The organism is Mariniflexile sp. HMF6888, from assembly GCF_044335535.1.
GTDB lineage: Bacteria > Bacteroidota > Bacteroidia > Flavobacteriales > Flavobacteriaceae > Mariniflexile.
Genome location: NZ_JBIQVZ010000003.1, coordinates 440,437 through 461,934, shown reverse-complemented (window position 1 = coordinate 461,934; position 21,498 = coordinate 440,437). Strand labels below are relative to the sequence as shown.

The 21,498-nt window shown below is 36.2% G+C and carries 16 protein-coding genes and 1 pseudogene; 11 read left to right on the top strand and 6 right to left on the bottom strand.

Annotated features, from left to right (window positions below; all coding sequences use genetic code 11):
• Positions 1–68 precede the first annotated feature (68 nt).
• A complete protein-coding gene (locus ACGLWY_RS10595; RefSeq protein ID WP_396619639.1) occupies positions 69–3,581 on the bottom strand; it encodes a leucine--tRNA ligase in 3,513 nt (1,170 codons plus the stop codon).
• Positions 3,582–3,706: 125 nt separating this feature from the next.
• On the opposite strand from ACGLWY_RS10595, the gene ACGLWY_RS10590 reads away from it, so the two are divergent.
• The 3 genes from ACGLWY_RS10590 to ACGLWY_RS10580 all read left to right on the top strand — a co-directional run bounded on the left by ACGLWY_RS10590 (position 3,707) and on the right by ACGLWY_RS10580 (position 5,995).
• On the top strand, positions 3,707–4,654 hold the full coding sequence (locus ACGLWY_RS10590) for a DMT family transporter (protein WP_396619638.1): 948 nt from the start codon (positions 3,707–3,709) through the stop codon (positions 4,652–4,654).
• Positions 4,655–4,755: 101 nt separating this feature from the next.
• A complete protein-coding gene (locus ACGLWY_RS10585) occupies positions 4,756–5,634 on the top strand; it encodes a cell division protein FtsX (protein ID WP_396619637.1) in 879 nt (292 codons plus the stop codon).
• Positions 5,635–5,737: 103 nt separating this feature from the next.
• Positions 5,738–5,995, top strand: coding sequence for a DUF3098 domain-containing protein (locus ACGLWY_RS10580; protein ID WP_396619636.1), 258 nt, complete (start codon positions 5,738–5,740; stop codon positions 5,993–5,995).
• On the opposite strand, the gene ACGLWY_RS10575 is transcribed toward ACGLWY_RS10580, so the two are convergent.
• Positions 5,992–7,116: a glycerate kinase gene (locus ACGLWY_RS10575; RefSeq protein WP_396619635.1), complete on the bottom strand. Its 1,125-nt coding sequence runs from the start codon at positions 7,114–7,116 to the stop codon at positions 5,992–5,994. The genes ACGLWY_RS10580 and ACGLWY_RS10575 overlap by 4 nt on opposite strands.
• Before the next feature lie 255 nt (positions 7,117–7,371).
• Here ACGLWY_RS10575 and ACGLWY_RS10570 point away from each other — a divergent pair, with 255 nt between their 5' ends.
• The 4 genes from ACGLWY_RS10570 (at position 7,372) to ACGLWY_RS10555 (ending at position 10,433) form a co-directional block, all read left to right on the top strand.
• Entirely contained in the window at positions 7,372–8,184 is an 813-nt protein-coding gene (locus ACGLWY_RS10570) for an undecaprenyl-diphosphate phosphatase (RefSeq protein ID WP_396619634.1), read from the top strand.
• Positions 8,184–8,879, top strand: coding sequence for a tRNA pseudouridine(55) synthase TruB (gene truB / locus ACGLWY_RS10565; RefSeq protein ID WP_396619633.1), 696 nt, complete (start codon positions 8,184–8,186; stop codon positions 8,877–8,879). Before ACGLWY_RS10570 ends, truB begins: the two co-directional genes overlap by 1 nt.
• Positions 8,880–9,588: 709 nt before the next feature.
• Entirely contained in the window at positions 9,589–10,077 is a 489-nt protein-coding gene (locus tag ACGLWY_RS10560; protein WP_396619632.1) for a hypothetical protein, read from the top strand.
• Positions 10,078–10,286: 209 nt separating this feature from the next.
• Positions 10,287–10,433, top strand: a complete 147-nt coding sequence (locus ACGLWY_RS10555) for a hypothetical protein (protein WP_396619703.1) — start codon at positions 10,287–10,289, stop codon at positions 10,431–10,433.
• Here ACGLWY_RS10555 and ACGLWY_RS10550 read toward each other — a convergent pair.
• Together ACGLWY_RS10550 and ACGLWY_RS10545 are read right to left on the bottom strand one after the other, a co-directional pair.
• Positions 10,374–10,881 (bottom strand): annotated as a pseudogene (locus ACGLWY_RS10550) (aminotransferase class V-fold PLP-dependent enzyme); the annotation flags it as partial. The gene ACGLWY_RS10555 and the pseudogene ACGLWY_RS10550 overlap by 60 nt on opposite strands.
• Positions 10,882–11,331: 450 nt before the next feature.
• Positions 11,332–12,582 carry a T9SS type A sorting domain-containing protein gene (locus ACGLWY_RS10545; protein WP_396619631.1) on the bottom strand — a complete coding sequence of 417 codons (1,251 nt, stop codon included), beginning with the start codon at positions 12,580–12,582 and terminating at the stop codon, positions 11,332–11,334.
• A gap of 214 nt (positions 12,583–12,796) precedes the next feature.
• On the opposite strand from ACGLWY_RS10545, the gene ACGLWY_RS10540 reads away from it, so the two are divergent.
• Positions 12,797–14,725 carry a tetratricopeptide repeat protein gene (locus ACGLWY_RS10540; protein WP_396619630.1) on the top strand — a complete coding sequence of 643 codons (1,929 nt, stop codon included), beginning with the start codon at positions 12,797–12,799 and terminating at the stop codon, positions 14,723–14,725.
• On the top strand, positions 14,706–15,335 hold the full coding sequence (locus tag ACGLWY_RS10535; RefSeq protein WP_396619629.1) for a response regulator: 630 nt from the start codon (positions 14,706–14,708) through the stop codon (positions 15,333–15,335). Before ACGLWY_RS10540 ends, ACGLWY_RS10535 begins: the two co-directional genes overlap by 20 nt.
• A 249-nt stretch (positions 15,336–15,584) precedes the next feature.
• Here the strand turns inward: ACGLWY_RS10535 and ACGLWY_RS10530 are convergent, their stop codons facing one another.
• Entirely contained in the window at positions 15,585–16,556 is a 972-nt protein-coding gene (locus tag ACGLWY_RS10530) for a helix-turn-helix transcriptional regulator (protein WP_396619628.1), read from the bottom strand.
• A 124-nt stretch (positions 16,557–16,680) separates the two neighbouring features.
• Positions 16,681–17,058 (bottom strand): hypothetical protein, encoded by a 378-nt coding sequence (locus tag ACGLWY_RS10525; protein ID WP_396619627.1) that lies wholly within the window; start codon positions 17,056–17,058, stop codon positions 16,681–16,683.
• Between the two features lie 493 nt (positions 17,059–17,551).
• Between ACGLWY_RS10525 and ACGLWY_RS10520 the strand changes: the two genes are divergently transcribed.
• Positions 17,552–19,972: an aminotransferase class I/II-fold pyridoxal phosphate-dependent enzyme gene (locus ACGLWY_RS10520; RefSeq protein WP_396619626.1), complete on the top strand. Its 2,421-nt coding sequence runs from the start codon at positions 17,552–17,554 to the stop codon at positions 19,970–19,972.
• 356 nt (positions 19,973–20,328) lie between these two features.
• On the top strand, positions 20,329–21,477 hold the full coding sequence (locus tag ACGLWY_RS10515; RefSeq protein WP_396619625.1) for an alpha/beta hydrolase: 1,149 nt from the start codon (positions 20,329–20,331) through the stop codon (positions 21,475–21,477).
• Positions 21,478–21,498 lie beyond the last annotated feature (21 nt).

The window sequence follows — 21,498 nt, the reverse complement described above, 5'->3', positions numbered from 1 at the left end:
AAGAATCGTTTATAGTCTTTATGTGATGTCTCAATCGTACCTCATGTCGACATGACAAAGCAATGGTTTTAACCTACAATATTTACAATTTTACCAGGTACCACAATCACTTTTTTAGGAGTACGCCCCTGTAATTGTTCTTGGGTTTTTTCGTGCGCCATCACCGCTTCTTCAATTTGTTGCGCATTAAAATCCATTGGCAATTCTAGTGTAAAACGCATTTTTCCATTAAAGGAAATTGGATAATTTTTACTGCTTTCTACCAAATGACTGGCATCAAATTTTGGAAATGGGGCTGTTGAAATCGATTCGGTATGCCCTAACTGGCTCCATAATTCTTCGGCGATATGCGGTGCATAAGGCGACAATAAAATCAATAACGGTTCCAATATCTCTTTTGAAGTACATTTTTGAGCCGTCAATTCGTTAACCGCAATCATAAAGGTTGATACTGAGGTGTTGAATGAGAAATTTTCTATATCTTCTTGGACTTTTTTAATGGTTTTGTGAAGAGTCTTTAAGGCCTCCCCTAACCCCTCCGAAGGAGGGGAACTCGTTACGTAAAAGCTTCCATTGTCTCCTTGATGGTACAATTTCCATAGTTTCTTCAAGAAGTTATGTACACCTGTAATACCAGCAGTATTCCAAGGTTTGTATTGCTCTAAAGGCCCTAAAAACATTTCGTATAGACGTAAACTATCGGCACCATAATCGACACAAATTTGGTCTGGATTGACGACGTTGTATTTGGATTTGGACATTTTTTCGACTTCGCGACCTACTTTGTAAATATCATTATCACCTTCAATTATTTCACCTTTTTCGCCTATGAAAACAGCATCTTTAAACTCCTCTCTCCAATTTTTAAAAGTTTCAATATCTAATTCATCAGAAGAATTTATCATTGACACATCTACATGAAGAGGTGAAAAATTTATTCTCTCGTAATTTGCTGCTACCAAGAAACCTTCCTTTTCCCAAATATTTATTCCAATTTCGAATGCCTTTTCAATGTTTTCATCAAAGTCTTTATTCAGCAATTTATCATAACTTTTTTTTGGTATTAAAAAGTAAGGCAATTTAACTTCATCGACATTTTTACTTGAAGAAAGAGACTCAATAGTTACGGAAAGCCCTATTCTATAAACAAAAGCACTCATTCCCAAAATCATCCCTTGGTTAATCAGCTTTTTGGCATATTCATCAACAGGCACCAAGCCTTTATCAAACAAGAATTTTTGCCAAAAACGTGAGTACAATAAATGCCCTGTGGCATGCTCGCTGCCACCAATGTATAAATCGACATCTTTCCAGTAATTAAGAGCTTCTTTACTGGCAAATTCTTCGGTATTATCCGGATCCATATAACGATTAAAATACCACGAACTGCCTGCCCAACCTGGCATGGTGTTCAACTCGAGAGGATATACGCCATTGTGAGACCCTTCGACTACGCTCAGGGTGACACCTTCCTTCGTTTCGTCATGCTGAACTTGTTTCAGCATCTCATTAGATACCACCTTGTTATTTTTAGTATCCCACGCCCAAACGGTGGCATTACCTAATGGTGGTTCGCCCGTTTCGGTTGGTAAATATTTTTCAACTTCGGGTAATTTAATCGGTAAATATTTGGCATCAATCATTTGTGGCATACCATCTACATAATACACCGGGAAGGGTTCGCCCCAATACCGCTGGCGGCTAAACACCGCATCACGCAAGCGGTAATTGGTTTTTCCTTGACCCTGACCTAGTTTTTCTAATTCATCAACAACTTTTTTGGTCGCTTCTTTATACCCTAAACCGTTTAAGAAATCGGAATTCGCAATAATAGTTTTATCCTTATCTACAAACGCTTCTTCAGAAATATCGACACCTTCAAAAATATTAGGAATCGGGATGTTAAAATGCTTTGCAAAATCATAATCACGTTGGTCGCCACATGGTACCGACATCACTGCGCCCGTTCCGTAACCTGCAAGCACATAATCACCAATCCACACCGGAATCGGTTCTTTGGTAAATGGATGTTCTGCATACGCTCCTGTAAACACACCTGAAATGGTCTTTACATCTGCCATGCGATCGCGCTCACTACGTTTGGCTGTGGCTAAAACATAAGCCTCAACCTCCGCTTTTTGATCTGGAGTTGTGATTTGTGAAACCAGTTCGTGTTCTGGAGCCAATGTCATAAAAGAAACGCCAAAAATGGTGTCGGGACGGGTCGTGAATACCTCAATCCCCCTAACCCCCGATGGGGGAATTTGCTCACTCATACGTGAATCACTTTTAACTGATTCTCTTTGCGATAATTCTTCTTTAATGGTTTTTAAAACACCTTCAATATTACCTAAAACGTCTTCATTTTTAAATCGAATAACTTTAAAGTAATTATTTTCCAGGATTTCGGTTCGTTCAGCATCTTCTTCAATTTGAGAATCATGAATTTCACCATCTACTTCGATAATCAATTTTTTATCTAAGCAAACAAAGTCAACAATGTAATCTCCTATTAGGTGTTGTTGTCTAAATTTGGCGTCCAAATTTTTATTCCTAAGTTGTTCCCATAATGCAGCTTCGGCCAGAGTAGGATTAGCACGCATGTCTTTAGCATGTTTAAGTAGTAAATGCGAATTATTCCCACCTGTCATATACCCTGCACGAGTAAGCAACCCTGCTTTCTCTTCCCCTTCGGGGAAGGATAGGATGGGGAAAAACACACTCGCTCCAACCGATTTCCCAATCCAGTTACGCTGACTTTCTTTAAGTGAATCGGTCCAATCTATTTTATCCAATCCTTGAAGCAAACGTTCGGCATAAGCAGAAATTCGCATGCTCCATTGGGTCATTTTTTTTCTTATTACTGGATGGCCGCCACGTTCGGAAACCCCGTTAACAATCTCATCATTTGCCAATACCGTTCCCAATGCTGGACACCAGTTGACTTCAGTTTCGGCTAAATAAGTTAATCGGTATTGTAATAAAATTTGTTGTTGCCTCACGGTATCAAAAGCATTCCAATCTTCTGCAGAAAAGGGTTCTACAGCATCATCGCAAACAGCATTTACTTTTGAATTGCCTTCCGAAGCAAAAATCTTTATGAGTTCTGAAATGTCTTCAGCTTTATCGCTATCCTTATTATACCAAGAGTTGAACAGTTGAATGAAAATCCACTGCGTCCATTTGTAATACTTTGGTTCTGACGTTCTAACTTCACGAGACCAATCGAATGAGAAACCTATTTGGTCTAACTGACGGCGGTAGGTTTTAATGTTTTCAGCAGTTGTAATCGCAGGATGTTGCCCCGTTTGGATGGCATACTGTTCCGCTGGCAAACCAAAACTATCGTATCCTTGCGGATGCAATACGTTAAATCCTTGATGGCGTTTGTAACGTGCATAAATATCGGAAGCGATGTATCCTAATGGATGTCCAACGTGCAAACCCGCACCACTGGGGTATGGAAACATATCCAGCACATAAAATTTAGGTTTATCCGATTTATTCTCAGCTTTAAACGTTTGGTTTTTTGCCCAATAGTCTTGCCACTTTTTCTCGATTTTATTGAAATCGTACGTCATGTTCTTGTATTTCTGCTTTTTGAAAGCGCAAATTTACGCTTTCTACAGAAAACTAAAAGCATTTAGCTTTTTATATCGCTACAGAGACTAACTAAATATAGCAACCATTTAAGGTTTTGTTTAAAATGCAATTTGTAATTTCGCCACTTAAACATCATTTTGGTTTGATAAAAGATACTACCAAAGCCCATTTCGCCTTATTGGGTGCCAATGTCATATATGGCGCAAACTACATCATTGCTAAGGGCATTATGCCAAACAAAATTGGTCCTACCGCTTTTGTTTTTATTAGGCTTTCTTGCTGTGTCCTGCTTTTTTGGATCATAAAATTTTTGTTTATTAAAGAAAAGGTTGAAAAAAAAGACTTATTAATACTGGCACTTTGTGGTTTGTTTGGTGCCGCCGCTAATCAATTATTGTTTTTTCATGGCATTAATTTAACTTCGCCTATTGATGCTTCAATCATTCAAACAGCGACACCCGTTTTAGTTTTAATCTTTAGCGCTCTAATTTTAAAAGAACGCATGACCCAAAATAAAGTATTAGGCATCACATTGGGAGCTATTGGCGCCCTCTTTTTAATTATATATGGCAGTAAAGCTGTTGGCACGAGTACGTTTCTAGGCAATTTATTTGTTTTTTTAAATGCCTGTAGCTACGGACTCTACCTCGTTTTAGCAAAAACTTTAATGAAAAAATACCATGCAATTACCGTCATTAGTTGGGTGTTTTTGTTTGGTTTTATCTATGTGTTTCCGTTTGGGATTTCAGAATTTTTAAATACCGATTTTGAAGCTTTTACTACCAGCACCTATTTAACTATTGGCTACGTCGTTTTGTTTACCACCTTTTTTGCCTACTTATTTAACATTTATGCGCTTAACCACTTGACTCCTTCTGTAACAAGTAGTTATGTGTATTTACAACCTGTGGTTAGTTTTCTATTAGTTAGCATATTAGCCTATGTTTTTATGCAAGACCAATATGCACAAGACATTAATATTATTAAAATATTAAGTTGCATACTCGTGGCAGTCGGCGTATATATAATAAGTAAACCACAAAAAAAATAAGTTTATAATCACCATCTGTAAAACAATCTTAAAACTTTAAACGTTGTAATACTTAGTGAAATAGAATACTTTACTATTTTTACACAGTTAATCCTATATTTATGAGTTCATCTTTTGAAAAAGACCAAAAACGCCGACTAATTTCCTCATACTTTTCAGTCGTGTTGAGTATTGCTCTGGTATTATTTTTATTGGGCTTATTGGGCATGCTGGTTTTAAATGCCAAAAAAGTATCCGATCATTTTAAAGAACAAGTGGTTGTTACCATCTACTTAAAAGAAACCGCCAAAGAAGTAGAAATTAAACAACTTGAAAAAAGTTTGGCTATGGCAGATTACGTAAAAAGTATTGAATACGTGTCAAAAGAACAGGCTGCCGAATTTTTAAAAGCCGAAAATGGCGAGGATTTTATGGATTTTGTAGGCTACAACCCATTACAAAACTCGATTGATGTCCATTTAAAAGCCGATTTTGTAACCTCTGAACATCTTGAAAAAATATCGGAAGAAGCTACTTCAAAAAACTTTGTTGATGAAGTAACCTACGACAATGATTTGGTAAACCTCATGAACGAAAATGTTAAGAAAATAAGTTTCTGGGTATTGGTTATCAGTGGTATTTTCACGCTCATTGCCGTTTTGTTAATTAACAGTTCTATACGATTGGCCGTTTATTCCAAACGATTTACCATAAAAACCATGCAAATGGTAGGCGCAACCAAACAATTTATACGTCGTCCGTTTGTTTGGAAAAGTGTCCGATTGGGCATTATTGGTGCTGTATTGGCTCTGATAGGCATGGCCATTGTATTATATTACATCAACAAAACATTCCCAGAATTAGGCTTGCTTAATACACCTATTTTAATTGTGCTACTCTTCGTTATTATATTCGCCTTAGGAGTTATAATCACTTGGATTAGTACGCATATTGCCACACAACGTTTCTTGAATTTGAAAACGGATGCGTTGTACTATTAGGTTCTGGGTTCAAGGTTCTGGGTTTTAAAATTTGATTTTCATTAACACAATAGTTTTAAATAAAACTGTTATTTTGCACTAAAATATTCTGAGAAAGATAATCATGGGAGAAAAAAAACAAAAAGAAGACTCAAAACCCGTATTTGTATTCGGTAAGAAAAACTACAAATTCATGTTTATAGGCTTGGTAATTATTGCTTTGGGCTTTATTTTAATGTCTGGAGGTGGAAGTGACGACCCCAATGTTTTTAACCCAGATATTTTTAGTTGGAGACGCATTCGTTTAGCACCTACGTTAGTTCTTATTGGATTTGGAATACAGATATATGCCATACTGTTAAATCCAGATAAAAAGTCCTAGACCAGTGTTTTAGTGAAATTTACAGCCATCTGTTTTACATAATCATATCCATTCTGTATCGCATCATCTAACGATTTTGCTTTTTCCATAATAGAATCGGTATAAAAAATACCAAATTTTTCAGCTTCATCATTAGAAAGTGACACACTACCACATAAAGCTGCCACAGCAATATGTTGTTTTTTGGCAGATTTTATAATGCCATCAATGGTTTTACCTGAAAGGGTTTGAGAATCCAATTTACCTTCACCTGTAATGATCCAATCAGCATCTTTTATTTTAGTATCAAAGTCCACTAAATCCTTAACCAAATCAATTCCTGATTTCAATTCAGCATTTAAAAACACAAATGTTCCCGCTCCCATGCCACCTGCTGCGCCAGCACCTTTTATATTTTGAACATCTATATTAAATTGCTTTTCAAAAACAGTTGCCATATTTTTTAAACCTTCATCTAACTGTTTAATTTTGTCATCCGATGCGCCCTTTTGTGATCCATAAACATACGCAGCACCATCTTTTCCATATAACGGATTTGTTACGTCGCAGGCAACCTTAAAATCTATTGATTTTAGATGGTTAATAACATGATTACCGTTAATCTGTTTAACTTTTAACAAATTCTTCCCGATCGGTTGTAACGCTTTCGCGTGCCCGTCTTCAAATTTGTAGCCTAAAGCGGTTGCCATACCCATGCCACAATCGTTTGTAGCACTGCCTCCAATGCCTAAAACAATGGCTTTAGCTCCTTTATTGATGGCATCTAAAATCAGTTCGCCAGTACCTAACGTAGTGGTGTAAAAACAATTCTGTTCTTCCTTTTCCAAAAGATGCATTCCGGAAGCTTCGGCCATTTCAATAAAAGCCGTTTTACTAGAATCCATATACAGGTAGGACGCTTCAATTTCTCTAAAGAGCGGGTCATTTATACTTGTATAAATACGGCTTCCTTTTAAATGGTATTCTAAAATATCAATAGTACCATCGCCACCATCAGCCAATGGCATTTTAATAATTTCGGCTTTGGGCAAAATTTCTTTAATGCCTTCTTCTACTGCATTACAAAACTGTAATCCCGTTAGGGAACCTTTAAATTTATCGGGTGCGAGAATAATTTTCATTATTAAATAGCGATATACAATGTTAAAAGTTCAATATTAGAAGTTCAGAGTTCAGAGTTTAAAGTTTGTACCGATGAAGTTTGTATATACAATTCAACGATTACACGGTTAAACAGTTAAACAGTAAATTTATCACTCTGAACTAAGATTTTGTAATGATATCGTTTTTTTATTTAACCATTAAATTATGCATAATTGCAATAAATTCAAACAGCATTTCGCAATTTCATTTAGGTATTTTAATACATTTGCCACATGAATTACATTGAAGCCATTATTTTAGCCATCATAGAAGGCGTTACCGAATATTTACCCATATCATCCACAGGTCACATGATTATTGCATCATCGTTCATGAAGATAGCTTCAGACGATTTTACAAAACTGTTCACTATCGTTATTCAGCTTGGTGCTATTTTATCGGTAGTCGTTCTATACTGGAAACGCTTTTTTCAAAGCTTAGACTTTTATTATAAACTACTGGTTGCTTTTATTCCTGCTGTTGTTTTAGGATTGCTTTTAAATGATGTGATTGACGAATTATTGGAAAGCCCTGTAGTCGTTGCCATTTCTTTAATTTTAGGTGGATTTATATTATTAAAAGTAGACGATTGGTTTAAAGCCAACGAAATTTACGATGAAGCGAACCCCGAAGCCCACACCAAAATAAGTTATGCGACCGCTTTAAAAATTGGCTTTTTTCAATGTCTTGCCATGATTCCTGGAACTTCGCGTAGTGGTGCCAGTATTGTTGGTGGTATGACCCAAAAATTAAACCGAAAAACCGCTGCCGAATTTTCATTTTTTCTAGCCGTTCCAACCATGTTTGGTGCGACTGCCAAAAAATCATACGATTACTACAAAGCTGGTTTCGAGTTAAGTAGCGACCAAATTAACTATCTTATTATTGGGAATATTTTAGCCTTTATTGTGGCATTAATTGCCATAAAATCGTTTATAGATTACTTAAGTAAAAAAGGCTTTAAACTATTTGGTTACTACCGCATTGTTCTGGGTGTTGCGTTGTTAATCATTCATTTTTTCATCTATAAACTAACTGTTGTTTAATGCATAATGTTGATGATTATCTTTCTGGCCAAGTACTTTTAATTGACAAACCGCTGCATTGGACCTCCTTTCAAGTAGTTAATAAATTACGTTGGGAAATTAGGCAAGCTTTCAAACTTAAAAAAATAAAAGTTGGTCATGCAGGTACTTTAGACCCACTTGCTACGGGCTTATTGGTAATTTGCACAGGAAAAATGACCAAAGAAATCGATTCTTTTCAAGCCCAAACAAAAGAATATACTGGTACCATTGTTTTAGGAAGCACGACCCCTTCGTTTGATTTGGAAACCGAAATAAACGAAACGTTCCCCACCCATCATATTACCGAAGCTCTAATTAAGGAAACCACCAAACAATTTATCGGTGAGGTTCAGCAATTTCCACCAGTGTTTTCAGCCATAAAAAAAGACGGGAAACGATTATATGAATTTGCCCGAGCAGGTGAAGAAGTCGACATCAAACCAAGAACCGTAAACATTTCAGAATTTGAAATCACTGCCATTAATGGTTTAAATGTAAATTTCAGGGTGGTTTGCAGCAAAGGCACTTATATTCGTTCTTTAGCTAACGATTTTGGAAAAGCATTGCAATCGGGCGGGCATTTATCGGCTTTAAGGCGCACTAAAATTGGCGAATTCCATGTTGATGATAGTGTTTCTATTGAAACCTTTATCACTAAGCTTTCCTCGGAATAATTATTGATGTAACTATTTTAAAAAACACCCATAATATGAAGCCATTTCACTTCTTGTTCAGCGTCATATTTTCAATATCTTTTGCTTCACTTTCACAAATTAAAAAGAACAATGGATTTAACCACACTCTTTAAAATAAAACCCAACAACCATCAACCTTTCATTTTTCAACGATTTACCTTTCACGATTCAACCATCTGTAACGGCATTGCTGAGGCTTGACCTGTCCAGCAATAGTGCCAGTGAGTCTAAAATATCGTACTGTGGCAGTATTAAGGAATAGGGTTCTATTGTTTCCTTGTTTTTTTCCATGAGGGACAGGGTTAGGGTTAATACATGCTTATTTTATATTGTTCTGTAAAATTGAAGTTACCTGAAAAACAAGGTCAAAGCACCCCATTAAGCCTTTGTGTGCGGGCACAAAAAAGGCGCGGAACTCAGCTTACTGCCTTAGAGGTACTGGTATACCGAGGAACAATAAGTGAACCCACGCCCTAAGTGAGAGAGGCGTGAGCACCATACTTATCATTTCGTTCCTTTTAAAGTTACCAGTTTTCTAAGACGAAATTCAAAGCGAATGCTTCTAAATATATTAATACAATAGAATTGCGATTCACTAATTATTATGTCAAGATATGATTAATTTTATTAACAACAAAATTTCATTATAAATTATTTTATGTTGTTCGGTATTTTGTTCAATTTGAATATGGCTAAATATAAGAATGAACAACTTTTAAAAGAAATTGGGGAAAGGGTAAAAGCTCAAAGAATTAAAAGTGAACTAGAAATAGAAGACATATCTGAAATGACTGGATTCGCATACAACACCATTCGAAACCTTGAAGATGGTAATGAATTAACTTTAAGCTACTTTGTTGAAATCTGCAAAGCCATTAAATCCCATCCAAAAGACATTCTTGATTTAAAAATAGACCCTCAAACACGATACGAACTATCGCCTTCTAGAAAAGAAAAATCCCGTCTAACCGCTCGTGTAAAATTATATCTTGCAGATAATTACTTCTTAAAGGATAGAACTTCTCATGACATCCTACAAGAACTTGAGGAAAATTATCAAATAAAATCTTCCACTGCAGCTATATCCGTTATACTTAATAGAATGGTTCAAATTGATATTCTCAAAGCATCTAAAAGGAAAAACATCAATTACTATTCCACAAGGAAAAAGCAATGAACTCATTTAAAGTTTTTGAAATTAAGCGAAAATTAGGGGATTTTAGTTCTGTTGAAGGCTTTTTTGAGTTAGGGCCGAGCGTAAAGAAAAGGGTTAGTAAACCTTTTTAGAGAAGGAGCCAGCTTGTCGCGTTGGAAAAGCTACGGAAGGAAGAAAAGGCAAAAACAGAGCTGAAATCAGCAATTTTTTAGCAAATTAAAAAACTTTAAATGAGTTCAATAATAAATTCAATAGTAGCCTTGGCTCTGTTGGTTATACCACTAATTGTTTTTCGTATGGATTCGTATTTATTTTTAATAGGTACAGGCACAGGAGCAGCCGCCCCTTGTTTGTATGCCAAAACGATCGTTCAATAGCTTTACAATAAGGTTATAATGGCATCCCACAACATAGAAGGAGTAGATTCCCAAGCGATTGGTATGCTCCCCTGCCAAAATGTGGAGATTTGGAATGTTTTTGAGTCTATCGAACACCTTGGTATTAATGTCAGCTTCCCGTTTGAGTATATTGTCCACTCCCATTTGTTCCTTGAGCTTTATGGACAGGGCAATCCGTATGGCCTGCAAAAATCCTGGCGTACCGCCATCTTCCCTCGTTTCAATATCATCTATATAATCCCGGGCTCCCCAAGGATTGGTATAGGAAACGGTACCTCCACCTGGAATATCGGGTACCAGATTCCTGTACAGTTTTTTATTAAAAGGACCCCGGAAGTGCCAGGTCCGCCCAAAAATTTGTGTGGGGAAAACGTGATAGCGTCCAAATAGGCCTCTGGATCCTCTCAGGATGCATATCCATAGTTATCAACTGCCACCCATTCCCAACGATCCTAAAAAAATTACTGTCATGGTTTTGTCCCACAGCTCATCAAGCACTTAGCCTGTTGGCTAGAAAGTTTAGTTTAAAAATAGAAATCTAATAGACCATCAATCAAAGAGCTTGCCCAACGCTCAAAACAAAAACTCGTACGCTACGCAACTCATGCCAGTAATTTTTTTTCCAAGCTTAGTTACATAATGTGGCATTATAGTGCATAAACAAAATCTCTATTCCAATTGAAGTTACCGGATGCAAAATGTGTGGCTAAACACTTTACCTTTTAGGTTTGAGGTTTAATAGGTATGTACACAAACTTATTCCTTTTAATCTTTGAAATGAGCACAATATAACACCCTTTTTTGTGCCCGAGCAGTAACAGACAGGGGTTTCTGTTTTCTGACAACTTTTTGCCTTGCTTTTTATACTATAATTTACCTATCTAACCACTAGTTTTTTAGTCACTGTAGTTTTGTCTTGCGATACCTTCATAATATACAGTCCGATATTCAAACTGGAGACATTTAATTTACCGTCTGTAAGAGTCGTATTTAGCACTTGTTTTCCTAAACTATCAAAAACAGTAACATTGAAAGGGCTTCCGCTTTTACTTTTTAGGCTTACATAATCTAATGATGTTGGGTTCGGATAAATGGATAGACTCTTTGTATTAAATTCTTTTATAGATAAAACAGTAGCAGAAATGTCATCTAAATGCCTAGAAGTTACACTAGAACCGGTAACTATGGCAATAAGGTCCTGACCACCCGATGGTATCGATTGTGAAAGATAATTGGAGTTACTAAATTCTGTACTAAACGTTGTAGAACCAGAAGCATCGGTAATAGTATAATTAGTATCTCCCATAAAAGTACCTCCCGCATCTGCAAAAGTAACATCGGAGATTTTAACCAATTCAGATTCGTAAGCAGCCCAATTACCTGTCAGTGTAGCAACCGTAACGGTTGTAATACCCGCAACATTTCCTGTTGAATTCGGTGCTCCCCAATCAGCATAGGTAGGTACAAACTGAAGCTCTCCTCCCATATTTTCTAAATATCCGCGTATGTTTGTTACTGCGTCTCCCGTATCGTAAGTAGAGGTTTCATAATTTTCATCATAAACCTTAATACCGGCAGAACCGTCTTGAAAATACATAGTTTGGCCACCTCCCGTTGCTATGGTATGGGTGTTTATAACTTGTCCCGTAACGCGGTAATAGCTGTCCGGGGCAACAACTTGAGTTCTAAGTGCCGCCAAATTTGCAACATCTATATATTCAGAAATAGTAACCGTTAATGTATAAACCACTTCAGGGCTTAAAGCGGCACCGGTATTATCAACCAATTCGGCTCTTAGGTTAAACGTTGCTCCAGTTGACAAACCCGATATTGGGTATTCAACAAAGTCGTTTGCGGTATAAATATTACCCCCATCAATTAGGCTATTATCACTTTGTTTTCTAACTTCCCAAACAACATATCCATCTGCCTCTGTTCCAGTCCCAGGTTCTCCCACATTAAAATTGGTTGTTATAAAATCAATTGTAGCATTACCAACTGTTTCAGGATCATCAATAACCGTACTACCGCTTGCAGGGGCATCGTCTCCTGATATTTTTAAAGTAATTTGCCCAAAACTTAACGACGTAAATAAAATTGTAAAAAGTAAAAAGTAGTGTTTTTTCATGGTTTTTAATTTCTTGGGGTTATATTTATTGTTTTTCAATGGTCACATGGAACGCCCATAATCATTTCCTTGTTTGTACAAAGTCTTAGTCATGGCGTTTCTTGTGGTTTTATAAAACAAAGATATCCTGCTTCCCTACCCTATGCAATACCAAGTTTTGGGTATTTTTATTTAGGTTATTTTTGTTGCACTTTTGCTTTAACATTCTATTTTTATGGCACGCACCCTATTTTTAAAATTTCTTATTTCCATCTGGTTTTTCCCTGTTTTGGCAAATGGGCAAGAGCCATACAAACGTACGTTGGATTCAATGTACCAAAATTTCACCAAACTGAAATCTATTCCCGAAAAAGATGTAGCCGCTGTAAGGGATGCCATCTATGATTTGAACAATAACGGCTTCCAGGACCTTGCGGAGTCCAGGACTTTTCTATTTTTAAAACTCACCAGAGAAAAGGGCAGTCTAAAAGACCAAGCTTTGCTTTATTATACTTTGGGAAGTATCTATAGAAAAATGGGCAAGCCCTCAAAAGCCATAGAAGCTTATGAAAAAAACCTGTCCTTGCTTGAAAAATCAGGAAATGAAGAAAGCATGGGGCCTACCTATACCCAAATAGGTAACGTGTATTATGATACAGGACAACATGAAAAAGCCATGGAAATGCAGTTACAAAGCTTATCCATCAATCAAAAATATGGCAATAAGAAAAGAATAGCCCATACCCTATCCTGTATTGGGTTTATGCTAGCCGATGACAAAAGGTATAATGAGGCTATTGGGTATTTCAAAAAATCACTTAACATAAGTAAGGAGCTTAACGACAGTACACAGATTGCCGCCAACTATACGCATTTGGGTATAACAAAGCACACATTAAAGGCCTATGATTCTAGCCTGTACTATTTAAACAAATCCCTAAAATATGCAGAGCCCATAGGTTTTGATTATATGGTTGGCTATGTTTTGGAATATATGGGAAAAATCTATACAGACCAAAAAGACTATGCTAAGGCAAAAGAATATATTGGAAAAAGTCTTGAGTTAAGACTGAAAAAAAATGAACCTATCGACATTGCCCAAAGCCGATTAAGTCTGGCCTGGATATATATTTACGAAAACAAACCCACCCAAGCAATAGAACTAGCACAACAGGCATTAGCTACCAGTAAAGAAATAGATTTTTTAACAGGGAAAGAAAATGCTAATAAAGCTTTATCGAAAGCCCATGAACTAAATGGAGATTACCATAAGGCCTTAAATTATTATAAAGATTACAAGACTATTTTTGATAGCCTAACAAATATTGAAAAGAACAAGGCTATCGATAAGGTAAACACCCAAATAAAAATTGAACAGGAAACCTACGCCGTAAAGTTGAAACAAGCCAAGCAACAAGGTTTTTTCAATACTGTTTTAATTGTTCTGGCAATGGCATTTATTCTTCTTACAATAGGATTTTTCTATTCCAGAAAAAGACAAAAGCAAAAAAACGGGCTTATGCTCAAACTTAAAGAACTAGAAGCTGAACAGAAGATTTTGGTTTCTGCTCAAAACGAGCGAAAAAAGATTTCACAAGACCTACACGATGATCTTGGCACCGTCATAAGTGCTATAAAACTGGTTGTTACCAATAGTTATGGCAATGATAAAAGCCTATTGAAAATGGTGGAAAAGGCAAATTATGACGTACGGGAATTTTTCACACGTATAGCCCTGTCTGGTTCCGAAAACAACCAACTTTCAAGGGCTATAAAAACGACCACTGAAAACCTGAACCGTACCAATCAACTCACCTTTGAATATATTGAAGTGGGAAATGAATCACTTATCCCTATTGATTTTGTGCAACCCCTCTCGCGGATAGCTATTGAACTTATGGTCAATGTAGCCAAACATGCGCAAGCTACGGAATGTACTGTTCAACTTATTATTGAGGACAACGAAGTACAGATCATGGTGGAAGATAATGGAAAAGGGTTTAATCCCAAGACAATAAAAAAGGGCATGGGAATAGATAGCATATATGCACGTACCAATAGATGGAATGGTGAAGTGCACATATCCAGTGGAACCAACGGAACCACCTCCATTATAAAACTACCTATTAACAAAAACAACATGGATGAAGCAAGAGCCGTATAAAATAATCATTGTGGACGACCATCCGTTGTTTACCGACGGACTGGTTCGTATTCTAGAGAATGAAAGCGACTTTATAATTGATGGCATCTGCAATAACAGTACGGAACTATTCCATATGATGAACAGCAAAACCCCTGACCTGTTATTACTGGACATTCAAATGGGCGGAACAAACGGGCTTGAAATTTGCAGCGCCATAAAAAAATCAAACCCACAAATTAAAGTAATCCTCATTTCCATGTTCAAGTCGGCTAAGGTTATCAATGACGGACGAAAGGCAGGTGCCAACGGCTATATTCCAAAAACTACCGATGCCAATGTGGTAAAAGCAACCATTCGGGATGTTATCGTTGGTAAAAAAGTATTTATAAAACTTGGTCAATCTGATACAAAGACTGATTTTGGGGAAGGAAACAACGTTTTTCTGCTAAGTAAACGGGAAAAAGAGATTATACAGCTTACTAAAAAGGGTTATACTTCAAAAACAATTGCAGGCAAAATTAGTATTAGCCAATACACGGTAGAGACGCATCGCAAGAACATTTTGAGGAAATTACAACTCAGTTCAATTAAAGAACTTATCTCATACGCCTATGAAAATAATCTTTAATGAATGAAACCTTTTGATGTTTTTGGCATTTAAAATCCTTTATTTTATTAATAACTCAACCTTAAGAACTCCAATTAAATGGTGACTGGGCGCAACCGAAGTCAATTACTAATTACTGATAAACAGGCACAAAGGTCGCGATGATAAAACTTGCCTGAAAGGGATTAAAACTTATCTCAAAGGGATTTTTGCAACATTGCTTCAAGAAGAATGAAATTACAAAAGGAGAAACATATAAACCACTTCAAATCACACAGAACCTTTATAGGATTGCTTTCTCAAATCCCTTGGGGTATAACCATATTTTTTCTTGAAAGCTTTGGAAAAATGAGGGATGCTTACAAAACCTGTTATATGTGCCACTTCTTTTAAGGGAATATCGGTATGCTGAATTAAGAGGCTTGCTCTTTTTAGCCTTTCATCTATTAAAAAACGAAAAACAGTATGTCCATATAATTGTTTAAACCCATGCTTTACTTTGTATTCATTGGTTCCAAAGGTATGGGCCAATTCTATTAATGGTAAAAGCGGTTTATCTAGATTTTTTAGGATGTGGTCATGGATCTGTCGGATTTTTCTAATATCTGTGGAATTTAAGCGAGAGTCATTACTCTGCTTATCATCATAGGAAGAAGACTTCTTTTTACTTTCTTTCTTTCCAGAGGTTACCGTTTCCTTTAATGCTATTTCCCTTTCCTTACTGCTCTTAACAATTTCTATGGCTGTTATTATGATCCTCTCTGATTGGCTAGTTTCATCAATAAATTTACCCACCAAGCAGTTTATTGTCAAAGTTAAACGCTTTTTAGTTTTAAAGGACAGTACAATATATTCCTCGTGAGGGTTTAGACCTGCGGACACTAACCTAGACTTTAAATGATCCCATGCTAATTTAGACTTTTGAGTCAAAAATGAAGAAAATATTTTTCCTTGTAATTCACTATCATCAATAAACAATAATTGTTTTATTCGAGAATTATACGTTATAATAGTTTCCTCTTTATCCAATAGAAAGAACATTTGTACAACGTATTTATAAGTTTCATGTATGTTTACGTAACCCTGATGGAAAAATGAGTCCTTTATTTCTTCCAAGGTCATATTAACCAATTCTGCTAATGCTTCAATGTCATCGTTCAAGTTGCTTCTTTCAAGCTTATACGCAAAATTTCCACTCGCAAACTCCATAAGGACAGTTTGGATTTTTTTTAGTCTTTCCATTTCATCTTTATTAAGCTATCAGGCATTGTACATGGGTTTGTTTAATAATTGAGGGTTAACACTACTCTTTTTACTGTTTTAAGCTGAAAATCAAAAATTTAATTAGATAAATTATAAGGAGCAATTATAAGGAGCGCAAAAATGCTAAAGCTTCGGCATCGTCGGTAAATACCTCAGTAGGAATAATGGGTTTGCTTGTTTTAATGTAAAATCCCGATATTGCGTAAGATATTGGGTTATTAACTAATAAGGCAACAGCTTTGATTAGTACTGAGCCTTCCAATGCTAAATAGTCCCTCGCAGCTTTATCTGCACTTTTAACGCCTCTCATATCACAAAAAACCAAAAATGCTTTGCCTTGTTGTAGAAAGAGTCGGTCCTTAACAACTTTCATAGCTCCAGCCAAATCTACAGTCACATCGTTTTTGTAAACAACAAAAAGAATTTCTTTTTCAATCCAAAGCTTAGCGCACTCATTTTCTATATAGTTACTTAACATCATACTATAATTTGATCTTCAAAAATAAAATACTAGTAAAAGTGTGTTATGGGCACTTAGCTATTTTTGCGTTAGCCTTATCTTAAGAGGGAATAATTTGAAACACGTCATAACAAATCAAATATAGAAAGAATTAATTTAATGCAACTGTGGGAAACCCGTACTTTCCGACTATATTAAGAGCAATTTTTCCGTTTTACAGTGGCTTACAATTCTAATGTTTCTTAGGTATATTGTTTTGAAAACTTAATCTTACAAATTTTGTAAAAGTTAATTGTTTATGAGTTTTTTAGTTAGATTAAAACAGCCTGTATTTTACTTCATTTAAAGAATAATGTGTTTTCATCAAATGAAACTTGTCCGAAAGGGATAAATACTTACCTGAAAGGGATTTTTTCTTGCATCCTTAAAATCATAATAAGATTAGACCATTAAATTTCTTTAGCTTCATAATCCTATATGTAGATAAACTGAATCACTAAAAACCTTTTGTAAAATGGCAAAAATCAAACACAACAATTTTTTAGACACTGTAAATGAAGTGTTTACGGATGCAATACAAGAAGGTGTATTGCACTTATATGCCGAAGGTGATACCTTTAGCGGGCGCACCATCGGTGTAGGAAACAGGCAGTTGTATCATTTTGGAACCACAGGATATTTGGGGTTGGAACAAGACCCCAGATTGAAAGCCGCAGCAATAGATGCCATAACCAAGTACGGCACACAGTTTCCCTTATCCAAATCCTATATTTCCAATCCGCTCTACAAGCAATTGGAGGAGAAAGTCACGGACATGTACCAAAACCCAATCATCATCACCAAGAACAGCACGTTGGGGCATTTGGGAGTCATACCCAATGCCGTCAATGACCGGGACGCCATCATTCTGGACCATCAAGTACACTGGAGCGTGCAAAGCGCCGCAAAGGTTTTAAAGAACCGGAGCGTAACGATAGACATGATACGCCACAACGATATGGATATGTTGGAAAATAAAATAAAAAACCATTCGAACAAGCATCAAAGAATCTGGTACATGGTAGATGGCATCTATTCGATGTACGGAGATTACGCACCTTTAAAGGACTTAAAAGCATTAGCTTTGAAATACCCACAATTACACCTTTATATCGACGACGTCCATGGGATGAGCTGGACAGGAAAAAACGGTACGGGCTATGCACTGGAGGAGCTCGGTTCGCTATCTGAGAACGTGCTATTATTTGGAACATTGAGCAAAACTTTTGGAGCCAGTGGTGCCGTATTGGTCTGTTCCAATAAAAAGATGTACCGAGAGATAAAGACTTTTGGAGGGCCCTTAACCTTTTCGGCTCAATTGGAACCAGCCTCCGTAGCGGCAGCCACCGCTTCCGCTGAAATTCACTTGACACCAGAAATCCATGAGCTTCAAAATGATTTAAGAGAGCGCATCCAGTATTTTAATAGCCTTTTGGAAAATACCGAACTGCCACTAATCGACAAAAACAATTCCCCAGTATTTTTTATCGGCACGGGTATGCCCAAAACGGGCTATAACTTTGTCAACCGCTTGATGAAAGAAGGGTTTTATGTCAATCTGGGAATATTTCCAGCCGTACCCGTCAAAAACACAGGTGTACGCATTACCATATCCAGACACAACCAAAAACAGGAAATCAAAGCATTGGTGGAGGCCATGGTCTATCATTACCCTAAAGCTTTGGAAGACACCCATACCAATGCCCATCGCGTGAACCAAGCATTTAAACGAGATATCAAACTAAATAAACTAGAAGCATCAAATCACGCCATTAAGGTGCAACTTGAAGATTCTATAACAAAAATAGACAAAACCCTTTGGAACACATTGCAGAGAAATCAAGGTGTCTTTGATTGGGAAGGCCTTGAATTCCTTGAAGAGACCTTTAGTAACAACCCTCTAAAGGAGCATAACTGGAAGTTTTGGTACTTAATAATCTATGATCAAAACCAAAACCCAATATTATCAACATATTTCACTTTGGGATTATGGAAAGATGATATGTTAGCAGAGGTTAGTGCATCCCAAGTCATTGAAAAGACTCGAAAAATGGATCCTTATTACCTAAGCTCCCAAGTTCTCAGTATGGGATCATTATTTACAGAGGGAACACATCTTTACATCGATTATGAGCATCCATTAAAGCAAGAAGCCTTAAATGCCATGATGCAAACTATGGAAACCATAGAAAAACAATGCCATGCGAAGATGATTGTACTCAGGGACTTTTCGGAAAAAGAAACCCTGCATCCGTATTTTCAAGGGCAAGGATTTGTGCGGGTACAAATGCCCGATTCCTGTAAAATAGATTTAAAAGCACATGAAACCATTGAAGACTATGGTACAAAACTATCGTCAAGAAATAGGCAGCATTTACGGAAAGAGATTCTCGCCTATGAGCCTTTGTTGAAAATCGACATACTGAAAAGCTGTAATGCAAATCAATTAAAACAAGTCGAAGCTTTATATAACAACGTACATCAAAACAATTTAGGATTGAACACTTTTCCCTTTCCGGAAAAATTATTCAAAAACATGTCAGAACATCCCAATTGGGAATTCATAACTATTGGTTTACTGGATTCGCCCGATAAAATGATAGGCGTGATGCTGTGTTACAACAATGACGGCCATACTTATGTGCCTTCATTTGTCGGCATGGATTATAGCTACCTAACGGAATATTACACCTATCGCCAATTGCTGTACCAAACCATAAAGCGCGCTATTGAATTAAAATTCAAGCATATCGATTTGGGAATGACCGCCAGTTTTGAGAAACGCAAACTAGGAGCCAAGGTTACGGAAAAGTATGCCTACGTACAGACTTTCGATAATTATACTTTGGAACTTATGAGCATCTTAGAGCTTAGTGGAACTACTAATACCGCCTAAGGTTTGAATAACCAAAAAGAAATTATAGCGAAGGATTTAAAGAAAAAGTGGTAAGCTTAAGTTATCAGCGAGAAAACTGGACTTGCAACAAAAAGTCGAACAAATTTTATAGGGACTGTGCTAGATATTTAAATTGATAAATTCTCGTTCTTCTTCATAAGGGTAAGGGGTTTATAGCTTCTTCGCAGTTTTTGTTGTTTTTATCACAAAAAACCACGACCCTTGTTTATAGGATTGTGGTTCTTGTTTTCATTATCATTATATAGAAGCTTCCGCCCAAAACCTAACACTCAATTCCCTTTTTTTAGTTTTAACTAATTTCATACCTTGCATTAAAATCTCAAATCATTTTTAAAATGAAACAACTTCTTTCCGTTTTATTGGTTTTTTGTTCCATTAGTAGTTTTAATGCTCAAGTAAAATATGAAACTATAGAGTCTGCAAAACTTGGTGAAACACGTGAATTAAAAATCCAATTCCCAAGAGGATATGACGCTAATAGCGATAAAAGATATCCTTTATTTATTGTTTTGGATGGTGATTATTTGTTTGAAGCTGTAGCTGGAAATGTAGATTACTACTCCTATTGGGAAGATATGCCAGCAGCTATTGTAGTAGGCATCAATCAATATGATAAACGTTATGATGATTGTATGTATTCCGAACAAAATTCGTTACCCATAGAAACTGGCGCTAACTTTTTCGAGTTCATAGGCATAGAACTTATTCCGTATTTAGAAAAAAAATATAAAGCCGCTAATTTTAGAATCGCTGTTGGGCATGGTGAAACGGCAAACTTCATTAATTATTTTTTACTGAAACCAAACCCTATATTTAGTGGATACATAACTATTAGTCCAGAACTGGCTCCTAAAATGCTAGATTATCTTCCAGGAGTATTAGGTAAAATACCATCTAAAACTTTTTACTATTTGGCAAATACTAATAATGATTCATCGTCGATTAAAAAAATGACAGATGCTTTAAACACCGATATTTCAGCATTAGACAACAAAAATCTATTCTATAAGTTCAATAATTTTGATAATCCATCGCATTATTCGGTGCCTACTCATGCCATTCCAAATGCCATTGAAGCTATATTTAAAGTGTTTCAACCTATAAGTAAAGATGAATACACTGAAACTATTCTAAAATTAGAAGGTTCGCCGGTGGCATATCTTGAAGAAAAGTACAAAACCATTCATGAGCTCTTTGGTATAAAAAAACAAATTCTTGTTAATGACTTTAAAGCCATATCGGCAGCTATTGAAAAGACACAAAAATTCGAATATTATGAAGTTTTAGGTAAAATTGCACGCGACGAATACCCAAAAACACTTTTAGGAAATTATTATTTAGCTCGATTTTATGAAGAAACTGGAGAATCTAAAAAAGCCATGCGAACCTATCAAACAGGTTATACTTTTGATGAAATTGCTGGTATCACTAAAGATTTAATGCTTGAAAAAGCAGATGCTATTAAAGCAGATTTCGGTTACTGATATAAATTTAAAAATAGAATT

Coding starts and splice junctions, on each gene's coding strand:
- ACGLWY_RS10545 (WP_396619631.1), bottom strand. CDS start 12,582: ATGAAAAAACACTACTTTTTACTTTTTACAATTTTATTTACGTCGTTA.
- ACGLWY_RS10585 (WP_396619637.1), top strand. CDS start 4,756: ATGAGTTCATCTTTTGAAAAAGACCAAAAACGCCGACTAATTTCCTCA.
- ACGLWY_RS10540 (WP_396619630.1), top strand. CDS start 12,797: ATGGCACGCACCCTATTTTTAAAATTTCTTATTTCCATCTGGTTTTTC.
- ACGLWY_RS10530 (WP_396619628.1), bottom strand. CDS start 16,556: ATGGAAAGACTAAAAAAAATCCAAACTGTCCTTATGGAGTTTGCGAGT.
- ACGLWY_RS10525 (WP_396619627.1), bottom strand. CDS start 17,058: ATGATGTTAAGTAACTATATAGAAAATGAGTGCGCTAAGCTTTGGATT.
- truB (WP_396619633.1), top strand. CDS start 8,184: ATGCATAATGTTGATGATTATCTTTCTGGCCAAGTACTTTTAATTGAC.
- ACGLWY_RS10535 (WP_396619629.1), top strand. CDS start 14,706: ATGAAGCAAGAGCCGTATAAAATAATCATTGTGGACGACCATCCGTTG.
- ACGLWY_RS10560 (WP_396619632.1), top strand. CDS start 9,589: ATGGCTAAATATAAGAATGAACAACTTTTAAAAGAAATTGGGGAAAGG.
- ACGLWY_RS10575 (WP_396619635.1), bottom strand. CDS start 7,116: ATGAAAATTATTCTCGCACCCGATAAATTTAAAGGTTCCCTAACGGGA.
- ACGLWY_RS10515 (WP_396619625.1), top strand. CDS start 20,329: ATGAAACAACTTCTTTCCGTTTTATTGGTTTTTTGTTCCATTAGTAGT.
- ACGLWY_RS10590 (WP_396619638.1), top strand. CDS start 3,707: ATGCAATTTGTAATTTCGCCACTTAAACATCATTTTGGTTTGATAAAA.
- ACGLWY_RS10570 (WP_396619634.1), top strand. CDS start 7,372: ATGAATTACATTGAAGCCATTATTTTAGCCATCATAGAAGGCGTTACC.
- ACGLWY_RS10595 (WP_396619639.1), bottom strand. CDS start 3,581: ATGACGTACGATTTCAATAAAATCGAGAAAAAGTGGCAAGACTATTGG.
- ACGLWY_RS10555 (WP_396619703.1), top strand. CDS start 10,287: ATGAGTTCAATAATAAATTCAATAGTAGCCTTGGCTCTGTTGGTTATA.
- ACGLWY_RS10580 (WP_396619636.1), top strand. CDS start 5,738: ATGGGAGAAAAAAAACAAAAAGAAGACTCAAAACCCGTATTTGTATTC.
- ACGLWY_RS10520 (WP_396619626.1), top strand. CDS start 17,552: ATGGCAAAAATCAAACACAACAATTTTTTAGACACTGTAAATGAAGTG.